Origin of the sequence: Brevibacterium sp. 1718, assembly GCF_051131255.1 — a bacterium.
In the GTDB taxonomy this organism is placed as follows: domain Bacteria; phylum Actinomycetota; class Actinomycetes; order Actinomycetales; family Brevibacteriaceae; genus Brevibacterium; species Brevibacterium sediminis.
Map to the genome: position 1 here is coordinate 3,696,742 of NZ_CP186550.1, position 15,857 is coordinate 3,712,598.

Genomic DNA, 15,857 nt, shown 5'->3' on the forward strand with positions numbered 1-15,857 from the left:
GAAGTGGGTGGTGGCTGGTGTGGGTGGTTCGATCGACGTGACGGCACCGCGCGAATTCAGGAGCCGGGGACCATCCAGGACAGCACCGTCGACTGGAGTCCGACGAGCAGACACATGGCGACGAGCATGCCCAGGGACCAGCCGATGACGCGACGGAGGATCGAAGCCTCCTTGCCGAGCAGACCGACGGCGGTGGCCGCGATGGTGAGGTTCTGCGGGCTGACCATCTTGCCGAGGACACCGCCTGAGCTGTTGGCGCCGACGAGCAGCAGCGGGTTGAGCCCGGCCTCGTGTGCGGCGGTCTGCTGCAAGGTCGCGAACAGTGCGTTCGCCGAGGTGTCCGAACCGGTCACAGCAGTGCCCAGCCAGCCGAGGATCGGCGAGAGGAAGGCGAAGAAGGCTCCGGTGCCGGCGATCCAGGTTCCGATGGTGATCGTCTGGCCCGAGAGGTTCATAACATAGGCCAGCGCGAGAACGGAGCCGACGGTGAGGATCGAGAACTTCATCTTCACGACGTTGACGATGAAGACATCGACGGCGTCCTTCGCCGACATCTTGTACACGATCGCGACGATGATGCCGGAGATGAGCAGCAGGGTGCCCGGGGAAGACAGCCATTGGAAGTTGTAGACCGTGCTCGTCGAGACTTCGCCGGCGGCGTTGAGGATGTTCCCATCCAGTCCGGGCCAGGGGATCTTCACATCGGTCGAGGCCAGCCAGTTGTTGAGTACCGGCACGAGTTTGGCCACGGAGAAGATGACGATGACGAGCAGATAGGGAAAGAGCGCGAGGAAGACGCGGGACCCGGTCAGCGGCGCGGTCTCCTTCTTCACATCGGTGGCAACGGCAGCAGAGGCACCGCCGGCATCGGGAGCATCGGCGCCTTCGTGTTCGCGCTCATCGGCCATGCGGTCGAGTGCGTCCTGACCGCCCTTCGGTTTCCAGAAGCGCAGCATGATGACGACGGCTGCGAGGCCGACGAGGGAGGCGATGATGTCGGTGAGTTCGACGGAGAGGAACGTGGCGGAGACCCACTGGGCGAGGCCGAAGGCGATGCCCACGACGAGGGCCAGCGGCCAGATCTGCTTCAGCCCGCGACGCCCGTCGACGAGCAGGACGAGGAAGAGCGGCACGACTGCGGCGAGGAACGGGGTCTGGTGACCGACCATGGCGCCGATGTCCTGGTAGTCGATTCCCGTCAGAGTGCCGGCGGTGATGATCGGGATGGCGATGGCGCCGAAGGCCACGGGGGCGGTGTTGGCAACGAGGACGACGACGGCAGCTCGCATAGCGGTGAAGCCGACGGCGACGAGCATGACACCGGTGATCGCCACCGGGGCGCCGAATCCGGCGAGCGCTTCGAGGAGGCCGCCGAAGCAGAAGGCGACGATGATGGCCTGGATGCGCGGGTCATCGGAGATGACGTTGATGACCAACCGCAGGTCCTCGAAGTGGCCCGAGCGCACGGTGAGTTCGTAGAGCCAGATCGCGGTGATGACGATCCACATGATCGGGAACAGTCCGAAGGCGAACCCCTGTGTCGCCGAGAGCGCGGCGAGTCCGACCGGCATTCCGTAGGCGGCGATCGCGACGATGAGAGCGACGCCGACGGCGGTCAGTCCGGCCCAGTGGGCCTTCCATTTGAGTGCGCCGAGGGTGACGAAGATCGTCAGCAGCGGCAGGATCGCCAGCATGGACGTCCACAGCAGGCTGTCGGCCACCGGTGCGATTTCAGGTGTGTACATGGCTTCTCCAAATCGGCCGGGCCTGCCCACATCGGGTCCGTTCCCCTGTGAACGCGCTCCGAACTCGAACGATCAGAACTTTCAGTATGGCCTTTATGAGGTCAGACCATTAATCTGAGCATAGGACGAGGGTGTGATCTGCGTCAACTGTTTTCTTCCGGCGGCGGTTCCGGTCGCATCCCCACGAGCAGGACGACGAGCAACGAGAGGCATGACATGATGGCGCGGTGGAGACGACCATGAACGATGACACGAACGAGGTCCGCCCGGAACAGACCGGCAGCGCCGAGGCGGCCACCGGTCCCGAATGGAAACCCGTGAACCGGGCGAGCACCTATGAGCTCGTCATCGATGCCATCGAAGAGCAGATCATGACCGGCTCACTGGGCGTCGGAGATCCTCTGCCTGCCGAACGCGACCTGGCGACGAAGCTCGGCGTCAGTCGCGCCAGTGTGCGCGAAGCGCTGCGGGTGCTCGACAGCCTCGGCGTCGTTCGGTCATCTGGCGGGTCCGGTCGTGGTGCCGGCACGTTCATCGCCGCCATGCCCTCGGCCGCGCTCACTCGTTTCCTCCGCCTTCATGTTGCGCTCACGAACTTCAGCATCGATGACGTGACGGAGACGCGCATCCAGCTCGAACGCTCGAGCGCGATTCTCGCGGCGACCCGTGCCGATAAGGACGCACTGGCGGAGGTGAATGCGCAGCTGGCGATGATGGACACTCCCGGCATCAGTTTGGAGACCTTCAACGACGCAGACACCGCCTTCCACGTCGCCATCGCTCAGGCTGCGGGCAATCAGCTGTTCTCCGATCTCACCGGGGCCATCCGCACCTCTCTGCGGAAGTCGATCTTCTCCTCGTTCAGCCGCGTCGACGACCAGCAGGCGCTGATGGCGAAGCTGCAGTCCCAACACCACGGGATCATGGACGCCATCAGCGCCGGTCGCGCCGAGGAGGCTGCGGCCCTGACCGAGGAACACATCCGCTTCGCCGCCTCACGCTTACCCGGCCTCTCCGACACCTAACCCACCCCAATTGCTACCTGACGGCGGCCCAGCAACCTCGCGCGAGGTTGCTGGGCCGCCGTCAGGTAGTAATTAAGGGGTTTACTGGTCGTCGGAACGTTGGGCCACCTCGGCGGTTTCCGCTTCGATCCGCGCTTGGTTCTCGGCCCGTTTCTTGGCGCGCTTCTCCTCCTTATGTGCTGCCCGGACCTCTTTGCGCCGTTCGACGAGGAGGTAGAGAGCGGGGACGAGGATGAGCGTGAGCACCGTCGACGAGGTGAGCCCGCCGATGACGACGATCGCCAGGGGCTGCGAGATGAACACTCCCCCACCGGTCAGCCCCAGCGACATCGGCACGAGGGCGAAGATCGTCGCGGCCGCGGTCATGAGGATCGGGCGCAGGCGCAGTCGGGTGCCGTGGACGATCGCGTCCATGAGGTCGAGCCCGTCCTCACGCAGCTTGTTGATGAGGTCGATGAGCACGATCGCGTTCGTCACGACGATGCCGATGAGCATGAGCAGACCGATGAGCGAGGGAATGCCCAATGGTGTGCCGGTCGCCAGCAGGAGCAGCACAGCTCCGGTCGCGGCGAACGGAATCGACACCAGCAGGATGAGCGGCTGGACGAAGCTGCGGAAGGTCGCGATCATCACGAGGAACACGAGCACGATCGCCACGGCCATCGCCATTCCGAGCTGACCGAACGATTCCGCCTGCTCCTGACTGGCACCGCCGACGTCGAAGCTGACTCCGTCGGGCAGATCCATGGTCTCGGTCAGGTCAGTGGCCGCGGCGGTGACCGTTTCGAGCTGGCCGCTGGACGGGGTTGCGAACACGGTGACCTTCCGGTCGCCGTCGGCACGGTCGATCGTTGCCGGGGTCTCGGTCTTCTTCACCTCCGCGATCTCGTCGACGGTGATCGGCTCACCCTTGATGTCGGGGATGGCGGCCTGCTCATCGGCAAGCGCCTCTTCCTCATCCTGGCTCTGTTCCTGTTCACGCTGGCCGTCGACGAGGTCGTCGATGGCGTCGTTGGCTTCCTTCAGCCCCTTTTCTGCCTGTTCGACCCCTTCGCGGGCCTGTTCCACCTGGTCGGCAGCCATGTCGCCCGGGCTCGGAGCCGGCGGCGGATTCTCGGCATCGCGCAGGGCCTTGCGGGCCTGTTCGAGCTGGTCGGCCGCGTTGTCACGAGCTTCACGGGCAGACTTGAGCTGCTCGGCCGATTCGTCAGCGGCCTTGCGCTTGGCCTCCTCGGCGCGGGCATCGGTCTTCTCCTCGACCCGATCGGTCGCATCCTCCTGGGCGTTCTGCGTCTGCACCTCGGTGACGGGCAGTTCGAGAGCACGGATCTCGTCCGGGGTCGCATCCGGATGAGTCGGAGCGAGGGTGATGTCGCGCTCCTGGCCATTGAGGGTGATGGTGCCGGCTTCGACGCCGTGGAGTGCGGCGGCGATGGCCTGCCCGACCTCAGCCTGGCTGAATCCGTAGTCGGCGGCTTTCTCCCGATCGACGTCGACCTCGATGACCGGCTGATCGGCGGCGAGGTCGTTGCGGGCGGACTGTACGCCGTCGGTGTCCGCCATCTTCTTCGTCACCTCGTCAGCAGCCTTTCGCAGCGCACCCAGGTCGGTGCCCGAAAGGGTGACCTCGACGTCCTCGCTGACGGATCCGCCAGCATCCTGGACGTCGATCTCGCCCGCGTCCTTCTCGAGGTCGTCGAGTTGGGTGCGGATGCGGTTCGTCGCGACCTCGGCCTCGGAGTCTTCTGCCAGGGTGACGTTGAACTGGTTCTCCGCTCCGGATTCCGGGCCGTTGACCGTCGTCGAGTAGGTGTCGACGTCTGGGTCATCGCCGAGCACGGCTTCCACGCGCTTCGCGGCCTTGTCACCGGCTTCGAGCGAAGCGCCGGCGGGAAGGGTCTGCGTGATGTACACGGAATTCTGCCCGGCCGATCCGAGCAGGTCCGTCTTGAGGAAGGTCGCGCACATCATCGTGACAACGAAGATGACGACGGAGAAGGCGATGGTCCTCCAGGGGTGGTGCAGGGCCGAGATGATCGCCGGCAGGCTGCGCTGCTGGAGGCGATCGACTCGGCCGGAGGCCTCACCGTTTCCGGGTGCGGGAGCGACGACGGGTTCGACGGTCGCGTCCGGCAGCGGGTCCTTGCCCTTGGCCGCGCGTTTGGCGTTCTTCTTCTCGATCGCCTTCTGGCGGCGTTCGGCACGGGCCACCGAGCGGCGGTGCTGCTTGGCCGCCCACAGCTCATAGCTGCGGTCGGTGGCGGCTTGCCGTTTGGGCGAGAGCGGTTTGGGGCTGCGGCGCAGGACCCAGTAGCTGAACACGGGGACGATCGTCAGCGCCACGACGAGGGAGGCCAGCAGTGCCAAGGACACGGTGACGGAGAAGGGCCGGAACAGCTGTCCGGCGATGCCGTCGACGAACGCGATCGGCAGGAACACGGCGACTGTGGTCAGAGTCGAGGCAGTGATGGCACCGGCGACCTGCTTGACGCTGGCGACGATGTCTTCGACCGTCAGGTCGCTCGTGCCCTGGCGTCTCCGGATGTTCTCGATGACGACGATGGAGTCGTCGACGACGCGGCCGACGGCGATCGTCAGGGCGCCCAAAGTGAGGATGTTCAGCGTGTAGTCGCCGACCATGAGGCCGATCATCGCGATGAGCAGCGACATCGGGATCGAGATCGCGGCGACGATGGTCGAACGGAACGAGCCGAGGAAGGCGAGGATGACGAAGATCGCGAAGATCAGGCCGAGTCCGCCTTCGACGGAGAGGTCGTGGATAGATCTCTCGATCTCCGGAGCCTGATCGAAGATCGTCGAGAATTCCGTGTCCTCGCCGAGCTTCGGACCGACCTTGTCGAGGGTGTCGGCGACCTTGTGGGAGACGTCGACGACATTGGCGTCCTGGTCTTTGGTCACCGACACAGTCACGGAATCCCTGCCGTCGGCACGGGACAGGGAGGTCTTCTCGACCGAGTCGAGGTCGACGTCGGCGACCTCACCCAGCAGTACGGTGCCGTCCGCGGTGCGCAGTGGCGTCTTTTCGATCTGCTCGACGGCGTCGACCTCAGTGCCGACCTCGACGGCCATCGACGTGTCGCCCTGTGAGCTCTGGCCAGCGGGAACGACAGTGCCGGCGGCTTCGAGCTCATCGGGCACGGAGGATTCGACGACGTTCTTCTCCGCCACGTCCTCGGGGCGGAAGGTGATGGAGACTCGCTGCTCGTCCTGGCCGGTGACCTCGACGTTCGAGACTCCGTCGAGAGCGCGGAGTTCGGGGACGAGGTCAGTCTCAAGACGGTCACCGAGGGTGGCGGAGTCTCCACCGGAGACGGCGAACATCGTCACCGGGACCTCATCCATCTGATACGACAGCACCTCGGCTTCCGCATCGGCGGGCAGGTCGGACTTCACTCCGTCGACGGCCGAGCGGACGGCGTCGGTCATTTCTTCGGAGTCCTTGCCGAAGGGCCAAGTCACCTCGGCGGTCATCATCCCCGACGAGGTGGAGGTGGTCACCGATTCGAGCTCTCCGACCCCGTCGAGCGCGGTTTCGAGGGGCTTGGTCACAGTCTCCTCGATGACCTCCGGAGAAGCGCCGGGGACGGTGGCCTGCACCGAAGTGCCGGGCAGGTCGACCGAGGGCATCGTCTCCTGGTTGAGTGAGGTGGTCGCGACGATGCCGAAGACCGCGATCACGAGGGTGAGCAATCCGACGATGAGGCGGTTCTTCAGACTCATCCGGGTGATCAGGTGCACAGGGGTCCTCCGGGTTCGGGGGTGTGAGCAGGGCGCTCCAGTCAGTCTTCCAAGCGGATCGCCTCAGCGGATCGCCCAAAAGTAGGCAACGGTGTCCCCCAAAAGGATGAATTCTCACTGCTGTTCCCGGCAGGTCGATCACGGCCGTTCGGTGGGGCACGTTCCGACCCTAGAAGCGGTCACAGGTGCCCGGCACGGGAGTTGTCCCCCAGACCACCCTCAGGAAACACGGAGGAAAACCGGAGGATCCCCTCCTCTTACTACCTGACGGCGGCCCAGCAACCTGGCGCGAGGTTGCTGGGCCGCCGTCAGGTAGCAATTAGGTGTGGAGGCGGACGTGGTGGAGGAGGCGTTCGGAGCGGTCACTGTCTGATGCCGCGACATCCAGGCCTCCGGCGGCGTCGACGTTGAGGGCGGCGGTCAGAGTGGCTTCGGCCGCCTCGGTGTCGAAGTCCTCTCCGATGGCGACGAGGACGCTGTCGGCATCCGGCCGATCACCATTCCCCGCGCTTAAGGACGGCGTCTTCGGGACAGGTCGGGCCGCCTCCGCGACGTAGACGTTCGGACCCACAGCCTGCACATCGAAGCTGCGCCTGCGAGATCCCACAGCCGCGAGCACGGTGCCCTTCACGCGGTACACCCCGGGCGGGAGGTCTTCGACGAAATCCATCACCGCATCCGGATCGACAGGGCCGCTGCCGGTGACGGTCACGGACTGGGCGTGGCGGTGTGGCATGGATTCCGCATCGACCTCGTCGCCACCGATCTCGTCGACCGCCGCCTCGGCGTAGGCCTGACGCAGCAGTTCCCGGATCGGCAACTCAGGTTGGATCGGGTCATCACCGGCGTCGGAGCCGCCTCGGCGAAGGTCCTGCTCACCTTCGCCCGGATCGAATATGAGTGTGGGGTCGAGGCGGGCGTGGTGGGTGCCGATGACGATGACGCGCGGATTGCGTTCGTGGACGCGGGCGCGCACGGCCTCGACCGTGGTCCCACGGTCGGCCACCGGCACCTGGTCGAGCTTGTTGACCAGCACCAATGTCGTCGCGGCGAAACGCAGGGGCGGCAGGCTCGAGGTATCGATGGTGTCGAAGTACATGGTGGCGTCGACGACGTCGATGACCCCGCCGAGGTGGAATCGGTGGTGGCCCATGCGCGTGATCATGCGGGCCAGGGTCAGGGGCTCGGCGAATCCGCTGGCCTCGACGATGATTGCGTCGAGGCGCAGCTTGGGGTTCGTCATCGCCACGAGCGCGTCTTCGAGCTCGGAGTCATCGGTCAGGCAGCACACGCATCCGCCCGAGATCGACAGCGGTTCGTCGACCTGGCCGACGACGAGTCCGGCGTCGATGTTGAGGTCGCCGAAGTCGTTGACGATGACGCCGATGCGGGCGTCAGGGTGGCGCAGGAGGTGGTTGAGCAGGCTCGTCTTTCCGGCACCGAGGTAGCCGGTGAGCAGGATGACCGGGATCGCCGGTCTGCGGGTGGGGCCGCTCATTGCGCCTCCTCGGTGGTCGTGCTCGCTTTTCGTGCTCGGTGGCTCGACAGCGCGGGTTCCGCTGTGCGCGCGGGCCCCGTTCTCGGTACGGGGTCAATCGTAGAGATGCGGGTGAACCGCCCGTTAATGGTAACGTGTTTCATTATTTCTCTCGCATATGCGCGTTCATGCATATGCCCCTGTGACGTCGACGATGAGTTCGACAGAGACGATAAGGGAGGACTCCCATGGCAGCTCCGCAGAAGAAGACGCGCAGCACCGCACAGAAGGCACTCATCCGCTCTGCCCTTGAGACCGAGACCCGCTTCGTCTCCGCCAAACAGCTCCACCGCCGCCTCGAAGACGAAGGGGCCAGCGTCGGCCTCGCCACCGTCTACCGGCAGCTCAATGCGCTTGCACGCGGCGGCGATGCCGATACGATCACCATCGCCGAGACCCAGCTCTTCCGCGCCTGCGCGCAGACCGAGCACCATCACCATCTCGTCTGCGAGCGCTGCGGCACCGCCGTTGAGATCGACCCGCCGAGTGAGGACTGGATGCGTCAGATTGCGGCATCGAACGGCTTCGAGATCACACACCACGTCTTCGAGATCTTCGGCCTGTGCGCCGAATGTCGGGCGTCCGGCTGAGCGCAGCCGGAGCACCGCCCCGGCGTCAGACTAAGACCGCTGGCGTCATCCGCGGTGCGCGGAGTCCCATGCGGGGAACTCGTCGTGATACTCGAGCCAGGCCATCGGACCCGCCAGAAGCTCAGCATCGGTGAGGACGGCGCGGTCGAGCGCTTCACACAGCCCCGCCTCGTCGAGGTCGAAGCCGATGAAGGCGAGATCCTGACCGAGCGCTAACAGCTCTGCACCGGGCAGCGGATCAGCGGTCAGCGGTGAGAACGTCAGCAGCGTGCCTGCCTGATCCCAATGCGCGGTCAAATAGGGTCGGGAGGCAAGCTTCGCGAAGCCGGCCGAACGGACGATTCGCCCCCAGCAGCCTTCGCCGAGCGCCGCACTCAGCACTGCCTGCAGTCGCTGCGGGTGGAAGGGTCGCGCTTGTTCGAAACGGCAGGCGCGGACACCTCCCGACCGAGCCGGGGGCCGAAACTCCGAGTTGAGTATCGCCGTCCACCCCGCGGTGGGAGGTCGGTGCCCGAACTGCCAGCACACCGGCTCATGCACCGCGCCGTCGCGCAGGAGAAAGCGCTCGGCCTCCGGTGCCAGGTGCGCGATCAGCCCGATGGCCGCCTCGGCCCCGGCCGAGTCGGCAGCATCGGGCGCCAGCAGAGCAAGTGTCGAGGCGAATTCGATCTGCGCAACCAGGGCTCCGGCGCGCGCTTCCGAATCGAGATCGCTGCGCAGGCAGGCAAGGTCGAGCACGCAGACGAGGTCGGTGAGCACGGCTCGCGTGTCGGGAGCACTCAGAGCTCCGATGATCTCCGCACAATCCGCGTCCTCCCCGTATTCGAGGACGAACCCGTGCACCCCGGATGTCATTCCGACCAGATCGACGAGGCGGTCGATCGCCTCGATGCCCTGTTCCGTCTGCTCCGCGGGCACGAAGACAAAACCGCGATCCCTGGCCAGACCCATCGCATAGCGCCTGCGCTCAGCCGCGCAGAGTCCGACGACGGCGATCGCTTCGATTCCGTCGACGATGGGACTCCGGCCGCGTTCGTCTGATCCCTGCATTCGCTTCCCTTCGCTGGAGAACATAGTATTATCTCTAATGATACTCATTCTCACTAAGGAGTCGCATCCATGAAGGTTCGTCGTTCGCTGCGTTCGCTGAAGTCACTGCCCGGTTCGCAGGTGGTCCGCCGCCGCGGCCGCGTCTACGTCATCAACAAGAAGAATCCTCGATTCAAGGCCCGTCAGGGCTGAGCCGGGCTCGAATCGCTTCGAGCTCGGCTGCAGTGTCGAAGTCGCTCACTATCTCCGGGTCCACGGCGACCACCGCCGGGTCGAGACCGTTGAACAGCAGTTTCACTGCCCCATCCGTCGGGTCGCCGATCTCAGCGAGACGGGCGCGCACCAGTCGAGTCGGCCAGGCCGCGCAGAGGAACTGCGTCTTCCCCCGATCATCAGTGCCCGTGGCCGGACGTCCGGTGGCCCGGCACGTGGAGATGAGCTCACCGAGGTGGCCCGCCGTGATCATCGGCATGTCCCCGGCAAGGATGAGAGTCACATCGGCCGTCTCGGGCGGGAATTCCGCCTCAGTCGGCATAGCCGCAACCGCGGCCGCGATCCCGGCCAACGGGCCCGCGAACTCGGGTTCTTCCCGCACGACGCGGACGCTTTTCTGCTCCGCTTCCGAGAGCCCGTCTGCGGGTCCGGCCACCCACACCTCGGCGTCGGCTGCCGCACCGCGGATGCTCTGCAGGATCCGGGAGATCGTCGACCGTCCGTCGACCTCGACGCCGGGTTTGTGAACGCCGTCGAAGCGTCGCGAACGACCGCCGGTGAGAATGATCGCGTTGACCGTCATGCCTCGATCGTACAGACCGCGAATACCGCTCTCAGTGCCCGGCAAACAACGAAATCCGCAGCCCATCCTCGGCGAATCGGCGCTACTCTGGGCAGGAACACACCCACATCGCGCACGCACCGTCGAGTGCCCGGAGGAAGATCATGTCGAAGTTCGATGTCGTCGAAGCGTCCATCGCCGATCTGCGAGTCGCCCTCGAGGACGGCCGCACCACCTCGGTGGAGCTCGTCGAGGCCTATCAGGACCGGATCGCCGCGTTCGACGGTCCCGACACCGACACGAAACTCAACTCCGTGATCGTGAAGAACCCGCAAGCCCTCGCCGAGGCGGCCGCCTCCGACGAACGACGTGCAGCCGGTGAGACTCTCGGCCCCCTCGACGGAATTCCGTACACCGCGAAGGACAGCTATATGGTCGCGGGCCTCACCGTGGCCTCCGGGTCTCCGGCCTTCGCCGACCTCGTGGCACAGAAAGATGCATTCACGATCGAACGGCTGCGCGCCGGCGGCGCCATCTGCTTGGGTCTGACGAACATGCCGCCGATGGCCAACGGCGGCATGCAGCGCGGGCTTTATGGTCGCGCCGAAAGCCCGTACAACGCGGATTGGCTGACCAGCGCCTTCGCCTCCGGTTCCTCGAACGGCTCGGGCACAGCCACGACGGCGAGCTTCGCGGCCTTCGGCCTCGGCGAGGAAACCTGGTCATCGGGCCGAGCCCCAGCGTCGCACAATGCGCTCATCGCCTACACCCCCTCTCGCGGGGTCATCAGCGTGCGCGGAAACTGGCCGCTCGTGCCCACGATGGACGTCATCGTCCCCCACACTCGCACAATGGCCGATCTGGCGGAGGTCCTCGACGTCATCGTCGCCGACGACGAACAGACTCGCGGGGACTTCTGGCGCGCCCAACCGTGGGTGGATATCCCGAAGGCGAGCGCGGTGCGCCCGGACTCCTACGCTGCGCTCCTGCCGGAATCGCTCGCGGCGGCTGGGTCGGTGTTGGCCGGCAAGCGACTCGGCGTGCCGCGGATGTACATCAACGCCGATGACGAGGCCGGGACGAACCCGGACGGCGGTATCGGCGGGCCCACAGGACAGCGAGTCGAGACGCGCGCCTCGGTGATCGAGGCCTGGCAGGCGGCGCGAGCCGATCTCGAATCCGCAGGCGCCGAGGTCGTCGAGACCGACTTCCCGGTCGTGAGCAAATACGAGGGCGACCGGCCCGGTGCGCCGACGATCGCGACGCGGGGGCTCGTCACCGCCGCCTACCTCGATCGGGAGATCAACGACCTCTCGTCGTGGGGATGGGATGACTTCCTCGCCGCGAACGGCGACCCCAAACTGAACACCCTCGCCGAGGTGGACGGAGCCTTGATCTTCCCCCACCCACCCGGTGCGCTGCCGGATCGCTACGTCGGGTTCGACGATGACATCGCAACCTACCCGGAGCAGGTGCGCACGAATCGCTACGCCTCGGTCGCGGAGATCCCGGAGCTCGAATCCGGTGTGCGCGGGCTCGAGGAGACCCGCCGGGTCGACCTCGAGGAATGGATGGACGAGCGGGGCCTCGATGCGGTGATCTTCCCGGCGATGGCCGATGTGGGACCATCGGACATGGACGTCAATGAAGCTTCCGCGGACCTGGGATGGCGCAACGGCACGTGGGTGGCCAACGGCAACCTCGTGCCCAGGCATCTGGGAATCCCCTCGGTGACGGTGCCGATGGGCACCATGTCCGATACCGGGATTCCCGTGGGCCTGACGATCGCCGGACGAGGCTGGGACGATTCTGCGCTCATCGAGATCGCCGCAGCGTTCGAGGCGACCGGCGACCGTCGCCAGGTGCCGCCGCGGACTCCGCGGCTGTAGATCGTCAGCGCCCGGAGGTGAGTTCGCGCTTTCGCCTGGAGGCGTCACGCAGCTGCATCCATCCGGCGACGATGAACCAGATGAGGAACGGGTAGGACGCGGCTCTCTCGACGATGCCGACGGGCAGGTTCCAGGTCTCGGGAGCAGCCAAGAACAGTGCTCCGGCGAGACCGAACGCGCCCAGTCCGAGCGTGAGTCCGCCGAATTCGACGGGACCGATCCAGCGCTTCTCGGGCCAGCGAGTCAAAGCGATGCCTGCGGCGAGCAGACCGAGATTCTGGATTCCGGATCCGCCGAAACCGAAGACAGCATGCAGAGTCGGATCGATATCGGCGGGGACCATCCCGGTTCCGGCCAACAGCATTCCGCCGGCGGCGAGTAGGAAGGATCCGCACCTGCCCCAGCGACTCGGGGCGATCCAGTCGTGCCAGATGAAGGCGATGATCGCGAGCATCGATCCGGCGATGATGGAAACACCGTTGACGAAGGGATGGGCCGGTGAGCAGACCTCGATCGGGGTTCCGACGTCTCCCCAGTCCCCGCATCCGGTCATCCCCAGATGGCTGATGGGCTGCTGAGTGAACGAATAGCCGCCTTCGGACATCAGTGCCGCGGGAATCTCGATGAGGATCGTGGCCATGCCGGCAAGCACGGCGAGAAGTGCCCATACCCGCTCGGGTTTGGGCGAAACGCGGATGGCGCCTGAACCGGCCATCTCTGCTCCTCCGTACGGCGACATCGGATGTTGTTCACGCTATCACTGCGCCTGCCTGAAACCTTCTGGTGAACCAGTCCGACCCCTGGCGTGTCGAGGCACAACAGTGGAAAAGTATTGACCATGGCCGATTACACGGTTCTCGCCGAACGCGCTTTCACCCTTCTGCAGGGACATCACCAGGACGAACCTCTCGTGCTGCCGACTGTCTGGGATGCCTGGTCGGCTCGTGCGATGGTCGACGTCGGTTTCAACGCTCTGAGCGTCGGGTCGCACCCGCTCGCCGATTCGCTCGGCCACGGCGACGGTGAGCAGATGACGCTCGAGCAGGCGCTCGAGGGGATCTCACGGATCACCTCGGCGGTGGATGTTCCGGTCACCGCGGATCTCGAATCCGGATACGACACCCCCGCTCCCGAGCTCATCGCCGGTCTCCTCGAGGCCGGAGCGGTCGGTGTGAATATCGAGGACACGGTGCACAGCCGCGGCAGCATGCGCAGTCCCGAGGAGCATGCCGAATACATTTGGAGCCTTCGCCAAGCGGCCGAGGCTCAAAGGGTCCACGTCGTCATCAACGCCCGGACAGATGTGTTCAAATATCCCGGCGACTTCGAGGATCCCACCGCCGAGGTGGTACGACGTCTGCGTCTGTGCACCGACGCCGGCGCGGACTCCGTCTACCCCGTCCGTCTGCCCGATGTGGGCACACTCAAGTCGATCCTCGCGCAGATCACTCTGCCGCTCAATGTCACCGCGCACCCGATCAAGGGCGCGGTGCCCGAAGAACTCGACCTCTCACAGCTCGCTGAGCTCGGGGTCGGGCGCGTGACCTTCGGTCCGCTTCTGCAGGCGGCGCTGACCGACTGCTTCGCGGATTTCACGCGCGCTTGGCAGTAGGGTCATCCCGCTGCCGTCGGCACCATTCACTGCAACTCACCTCCACCCATCACAAGAGGAGACGCAATGCCTGCCAACCCCCGCGAAGGCCAGCCGATCTGGATCGACTATGTCTGTCAGGACTTCGAGGCCGCCCAGAACTTCTACAATCAGCTCTTCGGCTGGGAATTCACCGACATGGGTGAGGACTTCGGCCACTACAATATGATCACGAAGGACGGAGGCAACGTCGGCGGCGCCATGCGAGCCATGAACATGGACGGTACCCCGAGTCCGGAGATGCCCACGGCTTGGTCGACCTACCTGCACACTGGGGACATCGCCGGAGTCCACCAGGCAGCGTTGGGTGCCGGTGCTGCGGACGTCGTCGGCCCGATGCCCGTCGGCCCGCTCGGCCAGATGGCCGTCGTCGTCGATCCGACCGGTTCGCCCATCGGCATGTGGCAGCCCGGTGAGTTCTCCGGCTTCGATACTCCGCTCTCACCGGGAACTCCCGTGTGGTTCGAACTCATGACGACGAACTACCAGGCAGCGAATGATTTCTATGCCAAGGTCTTTTCGTTCGACATCACTCCGATGGAGGGCTTCCCGTACTCGACGCACGGCGACGGTGACGCGGCTGTGGCCGGGATCTGTGACGCCAGCGAGTGGGCACAGAATTCCTATTGGCGCACCTACTTCAACGTCGAAGACGCCGATGCTGCGGCAGCGAAGGTGACCGAGCTCGGCGGCAAGGTGCTCGCCGGCCCGGAAGACTCCCCGTACGGACGCATCGTCACGGTCACCGATCCGGAAGGCGCGACGTTCCAGCTCCAGCAGAATCTGTGACCGTCAGCCTCGCCGAGGCGGCCCGGCACTGTTCTGGTCGACTGCCCTTCGGCAGTCGCTGATCCGGCTGTGACTGACACCGATCGTTTTGCACCGCTGCGGCGACGATTCCTCAGCCTCAGGCTCGGGGAGATCGTCGCCGCGGCGGTCTTCGCTGTCGTTCCGACGCGTCTCGCTTTTGTCGCGACCGATCGAGCCGAAGCAGCGCTATGGGCAACACTGTCCCCGCTGCTCTTCATCCTCGTTCAGGCCGGAATCTACTGGCTGATCGCTCGGCATCATCTGCCGGCCCCGATTCCAAGACCGGTCGCTCGAATCTATCGGTTTCTGCGCGTCATCAATCCGCTGGTGCTTCTCACCTCACTCATCGGCATCGTCGTCGCTTGGCCCGGCGTTTCGCTCAGCGCGGTTCTCATCATCGTCATCTGGCAGTTCGCTGTCGCCGAGTACATCAACTATTTCCATGTCCGACTCTCCTACCCGTGGTCGCAGTGGGCAGGTCAGGTCGGCCGCCGGTCAACTCCGCGCCTGGTCAGAGACCTGCAGAGGAGTTAGAGCTACCGCTGTAAGTCATCCAGCACGCTTGATGGTGAGCTTTGAAAGCATGCGGTCGCTGAATAGTCTCAGAATGAACATCGCGACAGTCTCTGTATTTATGGCATCTTCATTCGCCGACGTTTAAGCTCGAAACCAATAAGCCGACGGCCGAGAGTGTCGCACGACTGTAAGTCAAAGAGGGCGGATCCATTTGGACATCAGCACGGAACTGAACGGCAGGATCGAATACATAGTAATTCCAGCGATTCAGAAGCTGCTTACTGATGCCGAATTCGAACAACTTACTATCGAATCTGAGGGGTCTAGGCTCGATCGATTCGTAGCGTCTATTCAGGCATGCGGAGAGACTCTCAGCGTCATCGTTTCAGATTCCTATATGTACGAAAACATGGATGAGGCGCGAGATCGATTCTTCGAAGATCTTCGAGATGAAATATCGGAGACCGAGTTCGGCTGGGGTCAGCTCCGGGACGGCTCGTCGAATTGACC

At 64.9% G+C, this 15,857-nt stretch carries 14 protein-coding genes; 8 read left to right on the forward strand and 6 right to left on the reverse strand.

The window, feature by feature from the left end; all coding sequences use genetic code 11:
* Window positions 1-56: 56 nt before the first annotated feature.
* The gene (locus tag ACOZ9V_RS16655) at window positions 57-1,745 is read right to left on the reverse strand and encodes an L-lactate permease (RefSeq protein WP_259357297.1); all 1,689 of its coding nucleotides are present in this window, start codon (window positions 1,743-1,745) and stop codon (window positions 57-59) included.
* Window positions 1,746-1,984: 239 nt separating this feature from the next.
* Between ACOZ9V_RS16655 and ACOZ9V_RS16660 the strand changes: the two genes are divergently transcribed.
* Window positions 1,985-2,770 carry a FadR/GntR family transcriptional regulator gene (locus ACOZ9V_RS16660; RefSeq protein WP_259357296.1) on the forward strand — a complete coding sequence of 262 codons (786 nt, stop codon included), beginning with the start codon at window positions 1,985-1,987 and terminating at the stop codon, window positions 2,768-2,770.
* An 81-nt stretch (window positions 2,771-2,851) separates the two neighbouring features.
* Here ACOZ9V_RS16660 and ACOZ9V_RS16665 read toward each other — a convergent pair whose 3' ends face one another.
* Window positions 2,852-6,511 carry an efflux RND transporter permease subunit gene (locus ACOZ9V_RS16665; RefSeq protein ID WP_434595434.1) on the reverse strand — a complete coding sequence of 1,220 codons (3,660 nt, stop codon included), beginning with the start codon at window positions 6,509-6,511 and terminating at the stop codon, window positions 2,852-2,854.
* Between the two features lie 337 nt (window positions 6,512-6,848).
* Window positions 6,849-8,027, reverse strand: coding sequence for a CobW family GTP-binding protein (locus ACOZ9V_RS16670; protein WP_434591868.1), 1,179 nt, complete (start codon window positions 8,025-8,027; stop codon window positions 6,849-6,851).
* A gap of 227 nt (window positions 8,028-8,254) precedes the next feature.
* Here ACOZ9V_RS16670 and ACOZ9V_RS16675 point away from each other — a divergent pair, with 227 nt between their 5' ends.
* Window positions 8,255-8,656 carry a Fur family transcriptional regulator gene (locus ACOZ9V_RS16675; RefSeq protein WP_139467918.1) on the forward strand — a complete coding sequence of 134 codons (402 nt, stop codon included), beginning with the start codon at window positions 8,255-8,257 and terminating at the stop codon, window positions 8,654-8,656.
* Between the two features lie 45 nt (window positions 8,657-8,701).
* On the opposite strand, the gene ACOZ9V_RS16680 is transcribed toward ACOZ9V_RS16675, so the two are convergent.
* Entirely contained in the window at window positions 8,702-9,706 is a 1,005-nt protein-coding gene (locus ACOZ9V_RS16680) for a GTP-binding protein (protein WP_434591870.1), read from the reverse strand.
* A 69-nt stretch (window positions 9,707-9,775) separates the two neighbouring features.
* Here ACOZ9V_RS16680 and ykgO point away from each other — a divergent pair, with 69 nt between their 5' ends.
* A complete protein-coding gene (ykgO, locus tag ACOZ9V_RS16685) occupies window positions 9,776-9,898 on the forward strand; it encodes a type B 50S ribosomal protein L36 (protein ID WP_139467916.1) in 123 nt (40 codons plus the stop codon).
* Here the strand turns inward: ykgO and mobA are convergent.
* Window positions 9,879-10,502, reverse strand: a complete 624-nt coding sequence (gene mobA, locus ACOZ9V_RS16690; RefSeq protein ID WP_434591872.1) for a molybdenum cofactor guanylyltransferase — start codon at window positions 10,500-10,502, stop codon at window positions 9,879-9,881. The genes ykgO and mobA overlap by 20 nt on opposite strands.
* Before the next feature lie 143 nt (window positions 10,503-10,645).
* Here mobA and ACOZ9V_RS16695 point away from each other — a divergent pair, with 143 nt between their 5' ends.
* Complete coding sequence (locus ACOZ9V_RS16695; RefSeq protein ID WP_434591874.1) at window positions 10,646-12,370, forward strand: amidase; 1,725 nt, start codon at window positions 10,646-10,648, stop codon at window positions 12,368-12,370.
* Window positions 12,371-12,374: 4 nt separating this feature from the next.
* Here the strand turns inward: ACOZ9V_RS16695 and ACOZ9V_RS16700 are convergent, their stop codons facing one another.
* Window positions 12,375-13,085: a DUF998 domain-containing protein gene (locus ACOZ9V_RS16700; RefSeq protein WP_434591876.1), complete on the reverse strand. Its 711-nt coding sequence runs from the start codon at window positions 13,083-13,085 to the stop codon at window positions 12,375-12,377.
* Between the two features lie 123 nt (window positions 13,086-13,208).
* Between ACOZ9V_RS16700 and ACOZ9V_RS16705 the strand changes: the two genes are divergently transcribed.
* The 4 genes from ACOZ9V_RS16705 (at window position 13,209) to ACOZ9V_RS16720 (ending at window position 15,855) form a co-directional block, all read left to right on the forward strand.
* Window positions 13,209-13,982: an isocitrate lyase/PEP mutase family protein gene (locus tag ACOZ9V_RS16705; protein WP_434591878.1), complete on the forward strand. Its 774-nt coding sequence runs from the start codon at window positions 13,209-13,211 to the stop codon at window positions 13,980-13,982.
* Between the two features lie 66 nt (window positions 13,983-14,048).
* On the forward strand, window positions 14,049-14,810 hold the full coding sequence (locus tag ACOZ9V_RS16710) for a VOC family protein (RefSeq protein WP_434591880.1): 762 nt from the start codon (window positions 14,049-14,051) through the stop codon (window positions 14,808-14,810).
* Window positions 14,811-14,879: 69 nt separating this feature from the next.
* A complete protein-coding gene (locus ACOZ9V_RS16715; protein WP_434591882.1) occupies window positions 14,880-15,365 on the forward strand; it encodes a hypothetical protein in 486 nt (161 codons plus the stop codon).
* Window positions 15,366-15,558: 193 nt separating this feature from the next.
* Complete coding sequence (locus ACOZ9V_RS16720) at window positions 15,559-15,855, forward strand: hypothetical protein (protein ID WP_181272221.1); 297 nt, start codon at window positions 15,559-15,561, stop codon at window positions 15,853-15,855.
* Window positions 15,856-15,857 lie beyond the last annotated feature (2 nt).

What these genes read in the sequence shown, in the direction of transcription:
- ACOZ9V_RS16655 (WP_259357297.1), bottom strand. Translation starts at nt 1,745, where the DNA reads ATGTACACACCTGAAATCGCACCGGTGGCCGACAGCCTGCTGTGGACG.
- ACOZ9V_RS16660 (WP_259357296.1), top strand. Translation starts at nt 1,985, where the DNA reads ATGAACGATGACACGAACGAGGTCCGCCCGGAACAGACCGGCAGCGCC.
- ACOZ9V_RS16665 (WP_434595434.1), bottom strand. Translation starts at nt 6,511, where the DNA reads ATGAGTCTGAAGAACCGCCTCATCGTCGGATTGCTCACCCTCGTGATC.
- ACOZ9V_RS16670 (WP_434591868.1), bottom strand. Translation starts at nt 8,027, where the DNA reads ATGAGCGGCCCCACCCGCAGACCGGCGATCCCGGTCATCCTGCTCACC.
- ACOZ9V_RS16675 (WP_139467918.1), top strand. Translation starts at nt 8,255, where the DNA reads ATGGCAGCTCCGCAGAAGAAGACGCGCAGCACCGCACAGAAGGCACTC.
- ACOZ9V_RS16680 (WP_434591870.1), bottom strand. Translation starts at nt 9,706, where the DNA reads ATGCAGGGATCAGACGAACGCGGCCGGAGTCCCATCGTCGACGGAATC.
- ykgO (WP_139467916.1), top strand. Translation starts at nt 9,776, where the DNA reads ATGAAGGTTCGTCGTTCGCTGCGTTCGCTGAAGTCACTGCCCGGTTCG.
- mobA (WP_434591872.1), bottom strand. Translation starts at nt 10,502, where the DNA reads ATGACGGTCAACGCGATCATTCTCACCGGCGGTCGTTCGCGACGCTTC.
- ACOZ9V_RS16695 (WP_434591874.1), top strand. Translation starts at nt 10,646, where the DNA reads ATGTCGAAGTTCGATGTCGTCGAAGCGTCCATCGCCGATCTGCGAGTC.
- ACOZ9V_RS16700 (WP_434591876.1), bottom strand. Translation starts at nt 13,085, where the DNA reads ATGGCCGGTTCAGGCGCCATCCGCGTTTCGCCCAAACCCGAGCGGGTA.
- ACOZ9V_RS16705 (WP_434591878.1), top strand. Translation starts at nt 13,209, where the DNA reads ATGGCCGATTACACGGTTCTCGCCGAACGCGCTTTCACCCTTCTGCAG.
- ACOZ9V_RS16710 (WP_434591880.1), top strand. Translation starts at nt 14,049, where the DNA reads ATGCCTGCCAACCCCCGCGAAGGCCAGCCGATCTGGATCGACTATGTC.